16 protein-coding genes and 1 pseudogene are annotated in these 18,444 nt (G+C 63.3%); 5 read left to right on the top strand and 12 right to left on the bottom strand.

What is annotated here, in order from left to right; translation table 11 throughout:
- Positions 1-448: 448 nt before the first annotated feature.
- Genes EJ071_RS13540 through EJ071_RS13515 form a run of 6 tightly spaced genes read right to left on the bottom strand, consistent with a single transcriptional unit; the run spans position 449 to position 4,820 of the window.
- Positions 449-1,711, bottom strand: a complete 1,263-nt coding sequence (locus tag EJ071_RS13540; RefSeq protein ID WP_126098317.1) for an ABC transporter substrate-binding protein — start codon at positions 1,709-1,711, stop codon at positions 449-451.
- A 47-nt stretch (positions 1,712-1,758) separates the two neighbouring features.
- Positions 1,759-2,181: a DUF4440 domain-containing protein gene (locus tag EJ071_RS13535; protein ID WP_126098316.1), complete on the bottom strand. Its 423-nt coding sequence runs from the start codon at positions 2,179-2,181 to the stop codon at positions 1,759-1,761.
- Positions 2,182-2,189: 8 nt separating this feature from the next.
- Positions 2,190-3,245 carry an aldo/keto reductase gene (locus EJ071_RS13530; RefSeq protein ID WP_126098315.1) on the bottom strand — a complete coding sequence of 352 codons (1,056 nt, stop codon included), beginning with the start codon at positions 3,243-3,245 and terminating at the stop codon, positions 2,190-2,192.
- A complete protein-coding gene (locus EJ071_RS13525) occupies positions 3,242-3,601 on the bottom strand; it encodes a TIGR04076 family protein (protein WP_126098314.1) in 360 nt (119 codons plus the stop codon). Before EJ071_RS13525 ends, EJ071_RS13530 begins: the two co-directional genes overlap by 4 nt.
- Positions 3,602-4,090, bottom strand: coding sequence for a DUF3830 family protein (locus tag EJ071_RS13520; protein WP_126098313.1), 489 nt, complete (start codon positions 4,088-4,090; stop codon positions 3,602-3,604).
- A gap of 1 nt (position 4,091) precedes the next feature.
- Entirely contained in the window at positions 4,092-4,820 is a 729-nt protein-coding gene (locus EJ071_RS13515; RefSeq protein ID WP_126098312.1) for a GntR family transcriptional regulator, read from the bottom strand.
- Between the two features lie 154 nt (positions 4,821-4,974).
- On the opposite strand from EJ071_RS13515, the gene EJ071_RS13510 reads away from it, so the two are divergent.
- Genes EJ071_RS13510 through EJ071_RS13490 form a run of 5 tightly spaced genes read left to right on the top strand, consistent with a single transcriptional unit; the run spans position 4,975 to position 9,725 of the window.
- A complete protein-coding gene (locus EJ071_RS13510; RefSeq protein ID WP_126102569.1) occupies positions 4,975-5,775 on the top strand; it encodes an ABC transporter ATP-binding protein in 801 nt (266 codons plus the stop codon).
- Complete coding sequence (locus EJ071_RS13505; RefSeq protein WP_126098311.1) at positions 5,772-6,539, top strand: ABC transporter ATP-binding protein; 768 nt, start codon at positions 5,772-5,774, stop codon at positions 6,537-6,539. The genes EJ071_RS13510 and EJ071_RS13505 overlap by 4 nt, the downstream gene beginning before the upstream one ends.
- Positions 6,536-7,444, top strand: coding sequence for a branched-chain amino acid ABC transporter permease (locus EJ071_RS13500; RefSeq protein ID WP_126098310.1), 909 nt, complete (start codon positions 6,536-6,538; stop codon positions 7,442-7,444). The genes EJ071_RS13505 and EJ071_RS13500 overlap by 4 nt, the downstream gene beginning before the upstream one ends.
- A complete protein-coding gene (locus EJ071_RS13495) occupies positions 7,441-8,424 on the top strand; it encodes a branched-chain amino acid ABC transporter permease (protein WP_189521458.1) in 984 nt (327 codons plus the stop codon). Before EJ071_RS13500 ends, EJ071_RS13495 begins: the two co-directional genes overlap by 4 nt.
- On the top strand, positions 8,421-9,725 hold the full coding sequence (locus EJ071_RS13490; RefSeq protein WP_126098309.1) for an FAD-dependent oxidoreductase: 1,305 nt from the start codon (positions 8,421-8,423) through the stop codon (positions 9,723-9,725). The genes EJ071_RS13495 and EJ071_RS13490 overlap by 4 nt, the downstream gene beginning before the upstream one ends.
- A 439-nt stretch (positions 9,726-10,164) precedes the next feature.
- On the opposite strand, the gene EJ071_RS13485 is transcribed toward EJ071_RS13490, so the two are convergent.
- From EJ071_RS13485 to EJ071_RS13465, 6 genes and pseudogenes are all read right to left on the bottom strand, one after another.
- Positions 10,165-10,962, bottom strand: a complete 798-nt coding sequence (locus tag EJ071_RS13485) for an efflux RND transporter periplasmic adaptor subunit (RefSeq protein WP_189521457.1) — start codon at positions 10,960-10,962, stop codon at positions 10,165-10,167.
- A 122-nt stretch (positions 10,963-11,084) separates the two neighbouring features.
- On the bottom strand, positions 11,085-11,780 hold the full coding sequence (locus tag EJ071_RS40245) for a hypothetical protein (protein ID WP_348628159.1): 696 nt from the start codon (positions 11,778-11,780) through the stop codon (positions 11,085-11,087).
- 21 nt (positions 11,781-11,801) lie between these two features.
- Positions 11,802-13,024: pseudogene (locus tag EJ071_RS40240) on the bottom strand (DEAD/DEAH box helicase); the annotation flags it as partial.
- Positions 13,025-13,135: 111 nt separating this feature from the next.
- Positions 13,136-13,966 (bottom strand): SapC family protein, encoded by an 831-nt coding sequence (locus EJ071_RS13475; protein ID WP_126098307.1) that lies wholly within the window; start codon positions 13,964-13,966, stop codon positions 13,136-13,138.
- Between the two features lie 436 nt (positions 13,967-14,402).
- Positions 14,403-16,550: a M50 family metallopeptidase gene (locus tag EJ071_RS13470; RefSeq protein WP_126098306.1), complete on the bottom strand. Its 2,148-nt coding sequence runs from the start codon at positions 16,548-16,550 to the stop codon at positions 14,403-14,405.
- A gap of 9 nt (positions 16,551-16,559) precedes the next feature.
- On the bottom strand, positions 16,560-18,443 hold the full coding sequence (locus EJ071_RS13465) for an efflux RND transporter periplasmic adaptor subunit (RefSeq protein WP_126098305.1): 1,884 nt from the start codon (positions 18,441-18,443) through the stop codon (positions 16,560-16,562).
- Position 18,444: the final 1 nt, after the last annotated feature.

Here is an 18,444-nt window from a genome sequence, read left to right as displayed (position 1 = left end):
GGCAGGCCGTGGCGGGCAATTGTGAGAGCGCGTGAAACAACCGGAGTTAGAACCGCGCCGCAGTTAAAGCGACGTCTCCCCTCTCAAATCGCCGGCTCGTCAGGTCCGAGCCGGATATCGTTAACTATATGCCCTATCTGCCCTCCTGGCGAGGGCACGGGCTCACATCCTTCGCATCGGGCTTGATATCTCATCGTGTTCCAAATCGAATGCCGCCTACAATTGGTGAGTCGGATCTTGTGCGCGGCATGGACCGTCAACACCGATCTCAGCTTTCAGAAAATGGGCGCTAAACGGTCTTTCTTACCAAGGGCGCCGAACGTCGCATTTGGGCACTCAAATTCTGACGTCAGACAACCCCAGAAACGCAAGGTATACTGGCTTACTTATCCGCGGTCGCTGGATCCCGGATCAGCGATCCGGGGTCCAGTTCTGGGCGTCGAACACTTCATTTGTTCAGCTTCGCCTGCAGGGCGTTAACGTCGTCCGTCGTCATCTCGCCGTCGGTGGTCACCTTGCCGTCGACGATCTTCCAAAGTCGGAACGGGCCGGTGATGTCGCCGTATTTGTCGAAGGACACCGGGCCGATCACGCCCTCGTAGCGGATCGGCTTGCCCTCCTTGATCAGGCCGAGCGCCTTGGCGAACTCCTCCTTGCCGGCATGGATCGGCGTGCCGGCCGGATCGACCGCTTTGTAGATCGCATCCCTGATCTTGGCTGGCTCCTCCGAGCCGGCAATGGCGATGGCAAGCCCGACGATGGCGCCGGCATCGTAGGAGCGGTCGGCCGCCGGATTCGACGGCTCGATGCCGGAGAAGGCCTTATAGTTCTTGTTGAAATAATCGGTCGAAGCGGTCGGGCTGGTGCCGGAGGACGTACCGTAGGCATCCTTCAGATAGTCCGCGCCGACGGAATCGATGAAGTCGGGGCTGTTCATGCCGTCATTGAGCAGGAACTTCTGCACGCCGCCCTGCGAAACCCAGGTGCGGGCGATGGTGGCGCCGTCGACGGGCGTGCTGACGAGATAAAGCCCGTCCGGCTCGCCGGCCATGGCCGCCGTGACTTCCGACGCGTAGCTCGACTGTTTCTCATTGTAGGGCGTGTCGGAAACGATGGTGCCGCCCAGCGCCTTATAGGCACGCGAGAATTCGGCCACCATGTTGACGCCGAAGTCGTTGTTGACATGGATGACCGACAGCTTCTTGAAGCCCTTGTCGATGGCGTATTTGGCGGCCGCGACACCCTGCAGCGCATCCGAGGTGATGGTGCGGAAGAAGAAGCCGTTGGTCTTGCCTTCGCGCCCCAGCGCCGTCAGCGTCGGCGAGGACGAGGCGGGCGACACCTGGACGACCTTGGCCGGCGCGGTGACCGAGGTCAGGATCGGGATCGACACCGACGAGATGATGCCGCCGATGATGGCCGGCACTTTCTTGACCTGCACGAGCTGGGTCGCGGCGTCGACCGCGATGTTGCCCTGGCTCTGGCTGTCGCGCGTGTCGGTCGCGAGATCGCAGCCGCGGACGCCGCCTGCATCGTTGATGTCGCGGAACGCCATCTCGACCGACTTCGCGCCGGCCTGGCCGTATTCGCCTGCCGGACCCGTCAGTTCCATCACCAGGCCCACGGTGATCTTGCAGTTGGCCGCATGCGCCGGGCTGGCAGCCATCAGCAGACCGAGCGCGGTGCCGATCTGGAATAATTTCATTGTCATTGTCATTGCTGTTCCCCTTTCGTTGCTCGACTTCATACTTTGCCTGTTCAGTCTTGTGGCATCTGCAGCCAGGTTTCATGCAGATGTCGCCATTCGACGCCGTTCGGTGCCGATGAATTGGTAGTGAAGACGGCGCTCGAACGCCTTCGGCTCTGCTTGCCGGCGCGCTGCTGCGCCTCGACATAGGTGAGGACAACCAAGTCGCCCGTCCCCCATCCGGGCCGGATGTCCTCGATCGAAATGGCGAAGTCGCCGTTGAAAGTCGCGCGGCTCGCCTTGACGTGCTCGAGCACCGCTTCGCGATCGAGCAGTTGGCCGCTAGGCACGACCATGGAGAAGCCCTCGCCCATCACACTTTCAAAGCGGCTGAAATCCGCTCTGTCGCAGCGCCGCCTGTCGAACCAGTCGACGAAGAAGCGATGCAGATCGACCACCTCGGCGCTGGCGCGGGAAAGGAGCGAAGCGTCCATGTCCGGGCTCACTTCCCGCCAGCGTTCAGATTGTAGTGCATGATCGAGCCGTGGCGGCCGTGGCGGTCACGCTCAAGTGTATAGACATCGCCTTCGAGCCCAGAACTCGCGGCGATCACTGCTCCGATCGCCGCCCGGTCCTGCGCGGACAGCGCGATCTCCATGATGCGGGCGTTGGCGAGCGCATGCGCCTGGTTGCGGGCACCGACGATGACGGCGGCCACCTGTGGCTGCCCCAGTACCCACGCGCTGGCAATGGTGGCGATGTCGACGCTGTGGCGGTCGCCTGCCGCTTTCAACGTTCCCAGCAGATGCTGGAACAGATCCCAGCCGCCGAAATCGTCAATGATCAGCTTGTACTTGACCAGTGAGCGGTTTTCGAGCGGCATCGATGGTTCGGCGGCACCCAGCCATTTCTCGCTGAGAAATCCGCCCGCCACCGAACCGTAGCAAAGGAAGCTGACACCGTTCACCGCAGCGAGACCTGCAAGGCTCTTCGCCGGACGCTGGTCGAGGACGGAATATTGCAGCTGCTGGCTGACCACGGGCACGCCGGCTGACAGGATTTCGGACAGGCGTTGTGTGTCGAAATTGGTCGTGCCGACATTGCGCACCTTGCCCTCGGCGCGCATCTCGTTCAGCCAGCCCATCGCGTCGATGTAGCGGGGCTGCGAATAGTCCCACCAATGGAATTGCACGAGATCGAGCCGTTCCGTTTTCAGCCGCCGCAGCGACTGATCGACGATGCTCCTGATGTAATCGCGGCTGATGCTGGCGAGCCGCTCAAGGTCGGGCACCAGCTTGGTGTGCACCTTCATCCGGGCGGCGACGTCGAGGCCGCGTTCGTTGGCAAGCCGCAGCCGGGCGGCGCCGATCAGTTCCTCCACGCCGGTGTAGATGTCGGCGCAGTCATAAGTGAAGATGCCGGCGTCGAAGGTGGCGATCAGGTCGGTCACCGCCTGCTGCCGGTCGATCGCGCCATGCCCGCCGGCAAGCTGCCAGCCGCCGCGGATGACGCGCGAGATCGTGTAGCCGGAGCCGAGCTCGAACGTTTTTGCCATCATTTGTCCTCGCTGTCGGGCGTCAGCGGCACGGCCGTGGTCTCGGCGTGGCTGAAGCGCCGCTTGCCCGTCCTTACGATCCTTAGCCGGCTTGCACAGTTGGGATCGGGGCAAGCGATCTCCGCATCCGACGTCATCCAGTCGTTCGGGTGCGTCGGCCGCTGCTTTGCCGCGAGCAAGGGCAGAACGGCAGCGATGGAGTAGATTGAGAAACCCCGCCCCGCCGGCATGGACAGCATTTCGCCCCTGAGTTCGAAATAGTCGCCTGGCTTGGCGCCGCAGTAGATCGGCTTGCCTTCGGGGATGACGGCCTCGACGCGGAGGTCGAAGAGTTCGAAACTGTCGTCGCGCTTAGCCATTCAAGCCTCCGCCCGTGTGAAGGTTACGTCGCAGGCGCCGTTGCGGCGAATGACGCCGCAGGCCGCCGCAATCTGTTCCCGCTGCTCGGGCAGCACTTGGGCGACTACACTCCCGGCAAGCCATCCGATCGGAAACAAAAGTCGCGCGCCCTGCCCGTAGAACAGGCCGATGTCGAAGATCGCGTTCGGGTTGCCGCTCCACATGCGCGGCGGCACGTAGGAAAGCACGATGTCGCCGGGTTGCGGCGTCAGCGTCGCATTCTCCGCCGGCAAAGGCTGAGCATAGGCCTGGTTCTCCAAATGCGACGGCGGAACCGGGCAGGAAATTTCAGGGCCAGTCCACATGGCATGGATACCGGCGACGACGCGCGGCTCCTCCAGATAAGCCCACAGGAAGGCCGCGTTGTCGGGCGCCTTCTCCGGCAGCAGAAGCGCTGTTGCCGATAGGCCGGAACGCGGCTCGGTGATCTTTATGGCCCGTCTTGTCATGTCACTCCGTTCTGGTCCTGGATTGCAGCTTGTCGCGCAGGAAGGCGAAGGGGCGGCTGATGTCGGCCACCAGCGCCTCGCGCGCGGCCTGCGCGTCCTGAGCCGCAAGCGCCGCCACGATGCTGCGGTGATAATGTGCGGTGTCCACCTCGCCGGCTTCGGAAAAGGCGTAGATGGCGACGCGGATGCATGGTCCTGACTGCAGCCAGAGGCTTTCGATCATCGGGATCAGCACTGCCGAGCCGCAGGCACGGTAGATCTCGAAATGAAAGCTCTGATTGAGCGTCACCTCCCGGTCGACATCCTTCTTGTGCTTCAGCGCACGGATCTCGTCCCACTCGCGCAGCAGGGCCTCGACGGTCGCGATCTGGCGGGGTCCCATACGGGAGGCGGCGAGCGAAATCGCCTCGCCCTCGATGAGGATGCGGGCGCGCAGCAGATCATCGATGCGCTCCAGCGTGATCGGCGGCACGCGCACCGAGCGGTTGGGGAGCGCCTCCAGCGCCTTTTCGGTGATGAGCCGGCCGAGCGCCTCGCGCACGGGCATCGTGGACGTGACCAGCGCATCGGCAAGGCCGCGGATAGTGAGCACTTGGCTCGGCTCGAAGAGGCCGCCGATCAACGCCCTGCGCAGCTCCGAATAGACGCGGTCCTGCACGGTCTCGCGGCCGACCGGCGCGAGTTGCGCGGCGAGAGCCTCGTTGTTGCGCTCCAAGGCTGCCTTTTGCATGGCGTTCCCGACTCCAGCCCTTTTTTTGGCGGGGCCCTTTTTGGCGGGCTGGCCCGTTTTCGGCTTGCAGACAAAATTAAAGCCGAATAGCGTGATCAAAGCAAGTGTGATCACATATCAAATCAGGGAAGCGCGTTTCCGGCCTGAGGAAATGATGGGAGAGACGGCGAAGTGGCATGGGGCGCAGCCCCAGGCGCCGGTGCTGGCGGCGAAGAACGTCGTCAGGCGGTTTGGCGGGCTCGTTGCCGTCAACAACGTCTCTTTCGAGGTTCATCCCGGCGAGATCCTCGGCCTGATCGGCCCCAACGGGGCCGGCAAGACGACAATGTTCGACCTGCTCGCCGGCAGCATCCTGCCCTCCAGCGGCGAAATCTATCTCGGCGGCGTGCCGGTCTCCGGTGAACCTGCTCATCGCCGTATCGGCCGCGGCCTCGGTCGCACGTTCCAGATCCCCCGGCCCCTGCCCAACCTGACGCTGATCGAAAACGTCATGCTCGCCGCGCAGGGACAGACCGGGGAGCGGCTGCTCGCCAACTTCGTCATGCCTTGGCGTGTCGCCGCCGAGGAAAGGGCCGCCGCAAGGAAAGCCGCCGAGCTTCTCGAACTTGTCTCGCTGACCCGACTGGCGAATGAGCCGGCTCGCGTGCTTTCCGGAGGGCAGCGCAAGCTCCTCGAGCTTGCCCGCGTGATGATGGCCGATCCGGCAATCATCCTGCTTGACGAGCCGGCGGCCGGCGTCAACGCCACACTGCTCGAAGTGATCATCGACCGCATCCGCGACATCAACAGCAGCGGCATCACCTTCCTGCTGATCGAGCACAATATCGACATGGTGACGCGGCTCTGCCATCGCGTGCTGGTCATGGCGAGCGGCGAGCTCCTGTGCGAAGGCACCGCCGACAAGGTGGCGCGCGACCCGCGCGTTATCGAGGCCTATCTCGGAGGCGCGGCATGAGCGAGACCGTGCTTGCCGTCCGCGATCTCGAAGCCGGATACGAGCCCGGCGTGCCGATCGTGCGCGGCGCCTCGATCACAGTCAACAAGGGCGAGATCGTCGTCGTTCTCGGGCCGAACGGTGCCGGCAAGTCGAGCCTGATCAAGGCGGTTGCCGGCCTTGTCCCGATCAGCCGCGGCACCGTGCTGCTCGACGGCAAGGACATCACTTCGGCACCCGCCCATACCATGGTCCGCCTCGGGCTCGCCTTCGTGCCGCAGACCGAGAACGTCTTTCCGCTGATGTCGGTGGAAGACAATCTGAAAGTCGCTTGCGGCATCCTGAAGCCACGCGAAATCCCGGCGCGCATCGCGCAGATGTACGCCGCATTCCCCGATCTCGAGCGGCAGCGAAGGGCGGCCGCCGGGAACCTGTCTGGCGGACAGCGGCAGATGCTGGCGGTGGCGCGGGCGCTGATCGTGCGTCCGAAGGTGCTGGTGCTCGACGAGCCGTCGGCGGGCCTGTCGCCAAAATTCGTCGCCTTGGTGTTCGAGATGCTCTGCGCCATCCGCAAGTCCGGCGTCACAATCCTTCTGGTCGAACAAAATGCCAAGGCGGCGCTTGCCATAGGCGACCGCGCTTATGTGCTGGTCGAAGGCAAGGACCGGCATGAAGGCGTGGCCGCTGAACTGTGGAACGATCCGGTGGTCGCGGAGCTCTACCTTGGCCAGCGCCCGAAGAGCGACGCCAAGGCCATACCCTCCGGCAAGGGGAGCGCCGCATGAGCCTGCAATTCATCGTCGACGGGCTGCTGACCGGCTCGATGATCGGCCTCGGCGCCATCGGTGTGACGCTGACCTATTCGATCCTTCGCTTCTCGAACTTTGCGCATGGCGACTTCATGGCCTGGGGCTCTTACGCGACGCTCGCGGTCGTCGGCGCCATCGGCGCGATGTTCGGCAAGCTCGCGCCGATCGGCTCGCTCTCCTTCGGCTGGCCGCTCATCGTCGCGCTCGTCATCGGCATGGCGTTCACGGCGCTGCTCGCGCTGCTGCTCGACCTGGTGCTGTTTTCCCGGCTGCGCAAGCAGGGCCAAGCGATCATCGTGGTGATGGCGAGCTTCGGCGCCTCGATGGCGCTGAGAAGCCTGCTCGAATTCACGTTCACGTCTCGGCCGACCTATTTCAGCCGGGCCATACAGATCGCCATGCCGGTCGGACTCGGCATCCGCATCACCCCGGACCAGATCGCCCTGCTCCTGCTGACCGCCCTCCTGGTGACCGGCGTCCATCTCCTGATCACGCGCACGCAGACAGGCCGCACCATGCAGGCGCTCAGCCAGAACGCGGCGCTCGCCCGCGTCGTCGGTATCGACGTCGCCAAGGTCGTGCGTGTCACCTGGATCATCGGCGCCGGACTGGCCTGCGTGGCCGGCGTCATGATCGGCATCCTCATCCAGATCCGACCCTTCATGGGCTTCGACATGCTGCTGCCGATGTTTGCCGCCGCCATCCTGGGCGGCATAGGCAGCGTGCCGGGCGCCGTGCTCGGCGGACTGATCATCGGCTTGGCCGAGGCCGGCGCTGTGCAACTGATAGGCGCCGAATGGCGCGCGGCAGTTTCCTTCATCATCCTGATGGCAGTGCTGTTCGTGCGGCCCATCGGCCTCTTCGGGGTTCGCGAAAGATGATCGATCTCGTCGGCTACGGCGCCTTCTTCCTGACCACGGCGTTGATCTTTTCGCTGATCACGCTGGGGCTGAACCTGCAATGGGGACTGACCGGCCTGTTCAATGTAGGGCTCGCCGGCTTTGTCGCGATTGGCGCCTACACCTCGGCGCTGCTCACCACGTCGGCCGATCCCGCGCGGCTTGGCGGTTTCGAGCTACCGATCCTCGTCGGCTGGCTGGGCGCGATGGTCGTCGGCGGGCTTGCCGCGGCACTGACCGGCATCGCCACGCTGCGGCTGAGATCGGATTATCTGGCGATCACCACCTTTGGCGTCGCGGTGGTCGTGCAACTGGTCGCGCTCAATGCCCAGAAGCTGACCGGAGGCCCTTTCGGTATTGGCTTCATTCCGCGCCCGTTTGGGGGCTTGGCCGAAACGCCGCTGCTCTTCAACCTGTCTAACCTTGCCATCGTCTCGATGGTGACGCTCGCCGCATACGTCGCGCTCGAACATCTCTCCCGCAGCCCGTGGGGCCGCGTCCTGAAGGCGCTGCGCGAGGATGAGCGTGCTGCGATTTCGCTCGGTAAGAGCGCGCGCTTCTACCGCGTGCAGGCATTCGCGGTGGGCGGCGCCATCATGGCGCTTGCCGGCGCGCTGCAGGCGCATTTCATCGGCTTCATCGCGCCCGACAACTACCTGCCGATCCTGACATTCCAGGTCTGGGTCATGCTGATTCTCGGCGGCTCCGGCAGCAACTTAGGTGCCGTCGCCGGCAGCGTGCTGGTCTGGGCGATATGGGCCGGCTCCGGCGCGCTCACCAGCGTGCTGTTCTCGGCGCAGCAGCAGGCGCGGGCAGCCGCCCTGCAGATCGTCGCCATCGGCGTGATGCTGTGCGTCATCCTGCTGGTCAGGCCGAGCGGCCTGTTCGGCGACAGGCCGCGACGCCTCCGGACCGCCAAGGCTCCGAGCCCCGCCGCGCCTGAGAGCAGCGGCGGCCCATGAGCCGGACGGCCTTAAAGGATTCGCAAAACCTCTCCCTTTGGCACGCCCTTGCTCGCGATCGCCGTGACCGGCCGCCGATCGAAGGCCGGATCGATGTCGACCTCGCGATCGTCGGCGGCGGCTTCGCCGGCCTCTCGACCGCGCTTCATGCAGCCGAGAGAGGCATCTCGGTCGCTGTGCTCGAAGCCGAGATCATCGCCTGGGGGGCAACGGGCCGCAATGCCGGCTTCGTCGTGCCCAATTTCGCCAAGATGGATCCGTCCGCCATCATCGCGCATCTCGGGCCGGAGCGCGGCGAGCGGCTGATCGACTTCGCCGGCGGCAGCGCCGACCTGGTATTCGACCTCATCAAGCGGCACCGGATCAATTGCGACGCGGTGCAGAACGGCTGGATCCAGCCGGCGCATTCAGCGGCGGCTCTGGAAAAGGTGAAATCCCGCGTCGGTCAATGGGCTGCGCGCGGCAGGCCCGCTGTCACGCTCGGCAGCCGTTCTGTCCAGGAGCTTACAGGCGTACGCGGCTATCTCGGCGGCTGGATGGATCGTTCCGGCGGCGTCCTCGATCCGGTCGCCTACGCCCGTGGCTTGGCGACCGCCGCCGAAAAGGCTGGCGCCCGCATATTCGAGCACAGCCGCGTCACGGCAATCGACCGGACTGCGCAAGGCTGGGCGTTGAAGACGCCGTCGGGATCGGTGCGGGCGGAAAAGGTGCTGATTGCCACCAACGCTTATGGCGGGCAGCTCAATCCGGCTCTCGGTCAAACTTACTTCCCGCTCAGGGTATTTCAGATCGCGACGGCGCCGCTGCCGCGCGGCATACGCAGCAGGCTGCTGCCTGGCGGACAAGGTGTCGGCGACACCAGACGCAACCTTTTGACCTTTCGCTTCGACAGCGAAAACAGGCTGATCAGCGGCGGCATGCATGTTGTCGGCGCGGGCGCCGATACGCGAGTGCCGCAAGCGATCTGGAGGCGGCTCGCCACACATCTCGAGCTGCCGGATATCCCGCCGCTGCAATATTCCTGGTCCGGCATGGCGGCCGTCGAGCCTGATTTTCTGCCGCGCCTCGTAGATCTCGGTCCGGGGCTGATCGCGGGCTTTGCCTGCAACGGCCGTGGCATCGCCATGACCACGGCCATGGGCAAGGCGCTCGCCGATTGGGCCGGGGGAATGAATGCCGGCGACTTGCCGCTTCCCTTCGCTCCGCCATCGCCGATCTCGTTCCACAGCGTGGTCCGCTATGCGCCGAACATCTTGCTCGCATGGAGCATTCTGCGCGATAGGCTGGAACGGACGCCTTGAGGTTGGTGTTGGATCAAAAAGCCGAGGTTCCAATTTCCTAGGTACGCGGCCGCTAGATTTCGGGCGGCCACGAACGGAACTTTACGGCCGAGATGTGTGCCTCTACGCCGTTCCGAGAGCTCGCGCGCTCCTTTCCGTCCAGGGACGCTGATCCGCAGGCCGGACGTTACTCCGGCGGCTATCCATGCTGGCCAGCCGGCGCGCGTCGCCGGGCGATCGTTGGCGTGGCTTCAGAGCGACTTCACCAGGAGCGGGGACGCCCCTCTGCGGACCGGAATGCATGTAGCGATGGCACACTCGGCAACAAGGAGTTCCGTCGCCGTCGCCTGCTTTCGAACTTTAGCCGAATGACTGCTCGCACGCGATGCTGGCTGGTAGGATTGCGGCGCGATGTTCACTTGTTTCGCTGGGCTGCTTCGCGAGACTTTGAAATCAGCACTCAATCCGCCGTACCGTCGAATGAAACCCTGCAGCGGTGGCCGGCAGGAAGCTTTTGGCCGGTATTGGAAAGCTCCACACGCACACCGAACGTGCTGGAGGCGGCATCGAACACCGAATCGACAACCTTGACGGTCCCCTCATACGTGCCGGCGATCGGTTCGTTAGGCCTGACCATTACCGGCATGCCCACCTTGATGCTGCCGAACTTGCTCACGGGGAGGAAGGTCTCGACAAACAGAGGGTCGAGCTGGGCGATCGTGGCGAGTTGTCCATCCTGATCGAGATACTCTCCCTTGGAGAGCGACCGCTGGATCACGACACCGGTGATCGGGCTTCGGATGGTCTTCTGTTCGAGCACGGCCTGCGCCCGAGTGAGCTCCAGTTCCGCAGCGCGCTTGCGCATCTCCGCGAGCGCCAACTCCCGTTTCACCACCTCCGCCTCCGCAATCGCGGCATCGAGGTCGCTCTTCGCTGATATGTTGCGCTTTACCAGTTCCTCGACACGCGACAGCTTGTTTTGCGCGAGGTCCAGGCGCGCCTTCTGCGCCTCGATCTCGCTTGTGCTCCCTGCCTGCACCGTCATCAGCGCCACCGTCGCAGACTCTACTTTCGACGACAGCGTCGCGATCGCTTCGCCGGCGGTGACCCTGTCGCCGCGGTTGATAATGACGGAATCAAGCAGGCCCGGAACTTGGCTGCCGACCTTGACGACGATTGCGGGATCAATGACGCAGTCGAACGATTCGGCCGCCGCCGAAGCCGCGGCCGAAATCCCGAAGATCAGCCCCGCGGCCAACCGCCACGCCACTGCCCGAGCCAATCCACCGGGTTCCATTCCTTCGCTGTCGGAAGATCGCCGGGGGTGAGGAGCCTTCGCCGCGGTGAGCCTCACTCGCCGAACCGACGACCTTGCCGACATCACTCTTTCCCCCCCGAGAATGCCAGGAGCATACCCAGCCGCCCGTCCTGCGCGAGCAGATTCCTGCGGTCCCGCCTGTGAGCGCGCTCGGCGCGACGCTGAGCCAGATGAAAGAGCACCCGACCGAATCGCGGCGATCGTGGCAGGCGTGCCGGCAAGAGTTCGAGCAGCGGGTCCTCCATGGAAAGCACCGTCTCGGTTGTGCCCGGCTCGCCGCGCCTTGCGGTTCGCCCTTGCATCTGGCGGTCTATGCGACCCGCATCATGCAATTCGCTCAATATGACATGGAGGCCGCCATCGTCGAGAAGATCGGGGTCGACGGCGATATCGACGCCACGGCCAGCCATGTTGGTGGCCACGGTGATGCGGCCGCGGCGTCCAGCCTCCGCGATGATGCCGGCCTCGCGCGCGACGTTCTCCGCGTTGAGTACTTCGTGTTCGAGCCCTGCCTCCATCAGGGACCGGCTGAGCTGCTTGGAGGCGAGCACCGAGCGCGTGCCGATCAGCACCGGCCGGCCGCTGGAGTGTAACGCCCTCACGCGTTCGACGATGCAGCGCCACTTTTCGTCCTGATTGGCGCAGATGGTGGCGCCGAAATCTCGACGCCTTGATGGCACGTTCGGCGGAATGCGAACGACGCCGAGCCGATAGACCGACCACAGTTCACCCGTTACTTCACGCGCGGTCCCGGTCATACCGCACAGCGTAAGATAGCGCCGAAAGAAGCGTTGATAGGTCATGCGAGCCATCGGCAGCTTCCGGCTCGTTGTCTCGCATGCCTCCTTGAATTCGATCAGTTGGTGCAGCCCGTCGCTCCAGGACCGGTCGGGCATGATCCTGCCGGTGTATTCATCGACGATCTGCACCTTGCCGTCCTGGACGAGATAGTGTTCGCCCTTCCGGAAGATGTACGTGGCCGACAGCGCCTGGCGAGCTCCTTCCTCGCGCCGGATGCGATTCAGCCAGATGCCGCCCACCGCCCGACCTTTGTCCTCGAGGCAAGCTCGTCCGGCATCGGTCAGCTCGATCCGCCGCTCCTCGGGCCGCATTCTGTAGTGGAGGTCCGGCTCCAGGTCCTCGATCATCCGGAAGGCCTGTTGCGCCCACTCCCGTTCCTCGCTGGCGTCGGTCTCCCTTGAGATGATCAGCGGGGTGCGCGCTTCGTCGACGAGCACGCTGTCGGCCTCGTCGACGATGGCGAAATGCAACCCGCGCATTGCCACACGCTTGCTGGCATCAGCATCACCAGCGAATTCTCTAAGCCTCGTACGGAGGAAATTCGGTCGGATACCGAGCGCGATGCGGTCGCGCAGATAGTCAAACGCGATGTCCTTGTTACTGGCGTAGACGATGTCGCGGGCATAAGCGGCAACCTTCTCCGCTGGCGACAGCCCGTTGGTGACGACGCCGGTCGAAAGGCCCAGAAAACTGAAGATCGGCGACAACGCCCTATGATCGCGCTCCGCGAGATATTCGTTCACCGTCACAACATGCACAGGCATCCCGGCAAAGGCGGCGGCCGCCGCCGGCAAGGCGACAGTGACCGTCTTGCCTTCGCCCGTGTCCATCTCGACGACGGCCCCCCGATCATTGAAAGACCCGCGAGTACCTGGACGTCGTGGTGCCGCAGCCCGACGGTTCTGCGGGAAACCTCCCTCACCAGCGCAAAGAGGGCAACGACAAGCTGCTCGTCCAGCCCGTCACGACGCATTGCGGCCCGTATCTCGCGAGCGCGCCCCGCCAGACGAGCATCCGACGCCAGCTTGAGTTCCGGCTCCAGCGCGGCAACGCCGCCGACCAACCGTCCGACCCGCGATCGCCACAGACGGCTAACAAACGCGCTCGGGGCGGCCGTGACGACCGCCTCGATTGGATCCAGCCAGTGCTGTTTCGGGTCAGCCCGTTCCGCATACCGTTCAAGAGCTGGCAGTGACCACATTTGCGCTTGCTCGCTCACCCGACTTTACTCCGCAGGCTGAGCAACTGCCGAAGGCGCGGTGTCTGCCCCGCTCCCTGGCGATCGGCAATTTCGTATTCGCATGGCAGCAGGCTATGCCGAGGCTTCCTCGACCTTGGCGTTCCGGCCAGCCGTCCTGGACGGATGCCGTGATGCCTCCTTGCTTATTTCGATGGGCTCGGCCGCGATTTCGGGCGCCGCACCCCTCGTGGCGATACGCTCGATCATGTCGCCGAAATGGCGAAGCGAATGGAGATGCAGATACGTGCACTCAAGTTCGTCGTTGCGGAACATGGCGAGCAGATCTGCATCGAGCAACGCCTTCAGCTTTTCCCGGCTAACAGTCATGAAGCCCGAAAGCGACCGTCGCTCGCCGCTGTTGAGGTTGAACTGAGCTTGCATGGGCTGCAGAAGGTCGAGCGCTTTCAACCTGTCGCAATACTCCTTGGTCCGCTGGAAGCGCCCTTGGTAGTCTTGGAGGAAATTCAGAACGCTCTTCAGATATTGCGTCTGCTGGCCGTCATTGTCGAACAGACGCTCTCCGCGCCCTTCCCGGTTGCAGCCTTCGAAGCTCTCATCGATGTGCAGGATGAACGTCTTGCCTGACTTGTCAGTGGAGAAGACGAAAGGATAGCGGCGGACGAAGGCCGGTATGTATTTACCTTGCCAGGCACCCTCGTCGTTGATGAACAGGTTCTCTGTTTGCTGGGCACCGAGCACCACGACAGGCATGACCGAATCGTCGGCGCCGGCGAAGACAATCGGATACTCAGCCGCGGCCTGGGCAAACTCGACGGCGGTGAGCGGTACGGAATTGACGCTGCTGGCGAAACGATAGCTTACCCCTGCCTTCACGGCGAGGTCCTTGTGGCGCTCGGCACTGACCGGCGTTGCATTTTGATAGAAAAGCAATTGTGTAGTCATGAAACACTCCCTTGTTAATCCAAGGAGGATCCCGACGCCATCTGCAGCCTAAAATGATATTTACTTATTCCGCCGCCCGGCTTCCCCCTGGTAAGCAGAGAACACTGTCATGGCTTTGATGTCCAGTCAGATTTTCGAAAGAATATGATTAATGATTAACACTTGGATCACGTCCAAAGAGGCGATGTATTTTGTGGTCATTGGTCCTACGTCATCAGACAAAGGTCTGATGACAAAAGGGACCATAGTTCATCTGCGCGACCGCTTCTGGGGTCATATATGTAGCCGGCTCTTATGTAGCCGGCTCTACCGATCATTGATCGTTCTTTCAAGCAGGATTGCTCCGACGAGCACATAATCGCATCGTCGTCCCAGGAATATCACAACAACTTCAGCGCGCCGCTTATTAGACCTGAATTATACGACGTTCCTAAAGTTATATCTGAAAAACACGCAGAAATACCTGCCTGACGCCTCGATAGAGACGTCCTACAAGCGGTTCCGCCCCATATGAGAAACGCACGTAGACGCGGCTGCCGATGCGCGGAATTGTCCGATCCTCATCCAGGCGCAAGTCGAGATGGAGGAGATTGGCGACCACGCGGCGCTGCTTTGGATCGGTGGGATCAAGCGAGATCGTGCCGCCGCCGACAGTGCTCAGGGCGGCGCTCGGCAGCGAGTCGCTCAGCGCTGGCACTTCCCGGATCATGCTGGCCGGAACGGCTCGCCACATATCGCCGACCAGTCTCACTCTGACATCCCGGGTTTGGCTGCGCACCAGATCCGCCTCGTCCTCCGGCACGACGACCCGGATCAGCGGATGGTTGAATTCGGCGACGTAGCCGACCGTCTCGCCGCGATGCAGGAAGCGTCCGACAAGGTCGGTCGCGCCTGGCAGTATGAAGGTCCCGGAAGCCTGGCTGCGTACGGTAAGCGACTTCTGCCTGTCCGCGGCCAGGGCAAGATCGGCCTCTGCCAGCCGCAGCTCTTCTTTGACAATGAGGGAATTGGCTTCATCGGCTATATCCTGCTTGGCCAGCCTCACCTTCAGTTCCCGGACGCGGATCGTCAGCAACTCGACCTTGGCTGCAAGCAGCGGATCCTCCAGCCTGACCAGAGGCATGCCCTGCGCCACCTCGCTGTCGGGAGCGGCCAGAATCTCCTTCACGACGCCATCGGCCCCGACATTGACGATGCCGTTGCCGGGCAACCAGACGATTCCCTGCGCGATCGTTGAATGCGGCAACGGCACCAGAAACAGTACCACCGCAAGCGCGGCGACCGTGCCTGCAACTACACCCAAGGCGCGGCCGCGATTGTGTCGGAGCGCCGGGTTGACCAACAGGAACCACATCCCCTTCGCGATCGGCACGCCAAGCATCAAGATGACCGCCCACACAGCGATAAGCGTTCCTACTATGAAGAACTGCCGGCTGACGAAGGTGACGATCGCCGCCGTAATGGTAAGCCGGTAAAAAAACGCGGCGAACCCATAGAAGAAGAGCCAGCCCGCCTCCCCCGACGCCGTGACGGGGGAAGTGGCCGAGCGTATCTGGAACGCGTAGCGCTGAACCAGATAGCCGAGATAAGCATTGGCGCGACTGGCGAGGTTCGGAATCTCGATAATGTCGGAGAGTACGTAGTAGCCGTCGAACTTGAGCAGCGGATTGCCATTGAAGACAAGCGTCGACACGCCGCCGATCAGCATCACGTTGAAGGCGAAGGCCCGAACCAGCCCAGGCTCCGCGTTGACCCAGACAATCAGCGCCAGCGCGGCGAGTACGATCTCGACCAGTATTCCCGCACCGCCGACAATAGCCCTGTGCCATTTGTTCTGGAAGGCGAGGCTGTCGGATGCATCGACGTAAGGCACCGGCATGAAGACGAGCAGCATCACACCGATTTCATGGACGGTGCCGCCCCACCGCTTTACCGCATAGGCATGGCCCAGCTCATGCACCGCCTTGATCATAGGAAAGGCGATGAGCAACAGGATCAGATTCTCCGCCGACAGCACGCGATCGGTGACGTCTTTGGTGAGCGCCCTCCAATGCACCCCGGCAAGCACCAATGCATAGCCGAACAGGAGGCAGAAGCCGAGCGCCCCGACCCAGGAGAACAGCGGCCTAATCAGCGGCAAGGTCGCCTGCAGAAACTTGTCGGGGTCGATCAGGCCGAAGCGCAAGGCAAGCGGATTGATGAAGCTCATGATGAGCTTGCGGTCCCGCTGCTTCTTACCCCGATCGGCGAGTTCTCCGATGTCGGGCGGCACGTCGCCGAACAGCACGTCAGTCGTGTGCAGTTGTCCGAGAAGGTGGATGACCTCGTCTTGAGTCATCACCTTGTCCTCGAGTTGCGCGCAGGCCATTTCCCAGATTTCCTGGATCGTCCGCCTGCCGTCGAGCAGGCTGATGATGAACCAGGTTTCGGGCGTGAACCGGTGGAAGCGGCCGGACGTTCTGTCTTGCAGCACATACCAGAGCTGGCCGCGAAAGATCGCCCTGTGGATGCGGGCGTGACTGCGCAGCCTGAGCCTCAGGCCGGAGACCCGATACCAGGACGAGCTGAGGTAGGACTGTTCCATCGGCTCAACCTAAGGCAGCCAACGCCACAGGACGAGGTAGACCCAGTCCACCATCTTGCCGGCATAGCTCGTCACGAGCAGGCGCCGGTCAATCGCCGTCTTTGCGATACCCTCCATGCCCGGCCTGAGCCGCGGGCTCGGGTGATCAAGGGCAGCTTCCACTTGGAAGAAGTTCCGGCCGTCCTTTTGCATGGAAAGCGCGGTGATCTGCTCGATGCGGTAGCTCATGGGCTCCTGCGGCAGGGAGGCCACGCGCAGCACGCCCGCCTGGTTAAGCGCGATGTCGCCGATATCGCTCTCGTCGACATCGATGACAACGCGGTACGTGTCGAGGGGCGCGATCCGGAACAATTCCTGCCCCCTTTCGACAGCAGCCCCGATCGACTGGCTCAGGTCGCCCTGGACCACGAAACCGTCGAAGGGCGCGACGAGACGGGTGCGCCTCAGTTGCTCGTCGATGAGCTTCAGTTGCGCCTCCGCCTGTTCGATCTGGGTCTTGATGATCGCCGCCTCCGCGCGATCATACTTGGCGAGCGCGCGGTCGTATTCGGTCATCCGCTGCTGGCGCGAAGTGGAGAGCCTCAATCGCTCGAAGGAAAGGTCCTGGTCGTCGAGCTGGGCGAGCGTGTCACCTTTCCTCACCGTCTCGCCGGCGCGGACGTTTTCGCTGGCCACATAGCCGTTGAATGGTGCCACGATCGTTCTTTGGATCGTGCCCCTGACGATGGCTGGCGACGTAACGGCATGGTTCGTGGTGGCCAGGCTGAGCCAGACCGCGGCAGCGGCAAAACAGACTGTGGCGAGCTTGCGGCCGAAGTAGCGGGGGCCGAGCAACCGCTCGACCTGTCTGGCGGATGCTTCCCATATCTTGACGAGGATGTTGCGATCGTTGCGGCGCTTTTCCTCCAGCACCGGCCCGACGACAGCCGCCACCGCATCGCATAGATCGACCTCAGCCTCGTCGAATTCCCGTCCTGCCGGTTTGATGAAGGTGATAGCGCCGATCGATTGGTGGTCGAACTGCAGCGGCACGGTAAGCACGCCACCGGTCTTGTGTTCCCTGGCAAGTTCTTCGTGCTCGCGGCTGACGCGGTATTCCCAGCCTTCCCTCGCAGGATGAAGCACGATGCTGCGCTGGTCTACAGCCTCGTCCATCGCCGCCGCGATATCCTTTATCAGGTTGATCTTCTTCGAGAAATCCGCCGCATGGGAGACAGCCGCGACAGAACAGCGGCGATGCCGGACAAAGCCGACGCTGACCGGGTCGCAGTCGAGCCTGAGCGCAAGCTCAGTGACCAGGGCCGTGCTTGCGGCGGTGATGCCATTGTTGTCGAGCACGGTCGCCAGCATGTCGAAGGCGATGCGACTGCGCTCGCGCGCTTCCTGGTCGTCGGCCTGCATCTGGCGCCGCAGCAGGACTTCCATCCAGCCTGCGGCCCACTGCATGCGACGCAGCGTCTCGCCGGCGCCAATCTCATCCCCAACCGAGGAGACCGCGCACACGCCGTAGATCCGCCCGTCCACGATGAGAGGTTGGGCAATCTGCCGAACCGCCTGCGCTCCATCCGGACCGCCGCCGCCGGTGACGGCACCCTGACGCTGGACGAGCGACTTCTCGGCTATGGCCGAGAGGCTGACGCCGACCACATCCTTGTCGGGCCACCATGCCACCGGAGTGAATGGACCGACATCCGGCTCGCCAAGCACGGCCACACCGGCCACCACACCCGGAACTTGCCGGCAAAGAAGCGCCAGCCACGCTTCCACGAATTCCTCTGGCCCTGCGGCGTTGCGAAACTTCTGCCACAAGGCTTGGTCAAGAACGGCGAAGCTCACCGTTCCTGAAGCTGAACCCGCCTGGCCCGGCGTCGGGCCCTTCAGCATTTCATTCATT

The organism is Mesorhizobium sp. M1B.F.Ca.ET.045.04.1.1, from assembly GCF_003952465.1.
GTDB classification, from domain to species: domain Bacteria; phylum Pseudomonadota; class Alphaproteobacteria; order Rhizobiales; family Rhizobiaceae; genus Mesorhizobium; species Mesorhizobium shonense.
Note: the sequence above shows the minus strand (reverse complement) of the source record. Positions and strands in the feature narration are given on the sequence as shown.

Coding starts and splice junctions, on each gene's coding strand:
- EJ071_RS13520 (WP_126098313.1), bottom strand. CDS start 4,090: ATGACAAGACGGGCCATAAAGATCACCGAGCCGCGTTCCGGCCTATCG.
- EJ071_RS13470 (WP_126098306.1), bottom strand. CDS start 16,550: ATGGAACAGTCCTACCTCAGCTCGTCCTGGTATCGGGTCTCCGGCCTG.
- EJ071_RS13530 (WP_126098315.1), bottom strand. CDS start 3,245: ATGATGGCAAAAACGTTCGAGCTCGGCTCCGGCTACACGATCTCGCGC.
- EJ071_RS13540 (WP_126098317.1), bottom strand. CDS start 1,711: ATGACAATGAAATTATTCCAGATCGGCACCGCGCTCGGTCTGCTGATG.
- EJ071_RS13515 (WP_126098312.1), bottom strand. CDS start 4,820: ATGCAAAAGGCAGCCTTGGAGCGCAACAACGAGGCTCTCGCCGCGCAA.
- EJ071_RS40245 (WP_348628159.1), bottom strand. CDS start 11,780: ATGACCGGGACCGCGCGTGAAGTAACGGGTGAACTGTGGTCGGTCTAT.
- EJ071_RS13490 (WP_126098309.1), top strand. CDS start 8,421: ATGAGCCGGACGGCCTTAAAGGATTCGCAAAACCTCTCCCTTTGGCAC.
- EJ071_RS13475 (WP_126098307.1), bottom strand. CDS start 13,966: ATGACTACACAATTGCTTTTCTATCAAAATGCAACGCCGGTCAGTGCC.
- EJ071_RS13495 (WP_189521458.1), top strand. CDS start 7,441: ATGATCGATCTCGTCGGCTACGGCGCCTTCTTCCTGACCACGGCGTTG.
- EJ071_RS13535 (WP_126098316.1), bottom strand. CDS start 2,181: ATGGACGCTTCGCTCCTTTCCCGCGCCAGCGCCGAGGTGGTCGATCTG.
- EJ071_RS13510 (WP_126102569.1), top strand. CDS start 4,975: ATGGGAGAGACGGCGAAGTGGCATGGGGCGCAGCCCCAGGCGCCGGTG.
- EJ071_RS13500 (WP_126098310.1), top strand. CDS start 6,536: ATGAGCCTGCAATTCATCGTCGACGGGCTGCTGACCGGCTCGATGATC.
- EJ071_RS13525 (WP_126098314.1), bottom strand. CDS start 3,601: ATGGCTAAGCGCGACGACAGTTTCGAACTCTTCGACCTCCGCGTCGAG.
- EJ071_RS13505 (WP_126098311.1), top strand. CDS start 5,772: ATGAGCGAGACCGTGCTTGCCGTCCGCGATCTCGAAGCCGGATACGAG.
- EJ071_RS13465 (WP_126098305.1), bottom strand. CDS start 18,443: ATGAATGAAATGCTGAAGGGCCCGACGCCGGGCCAGGCGGGTTCAGCT.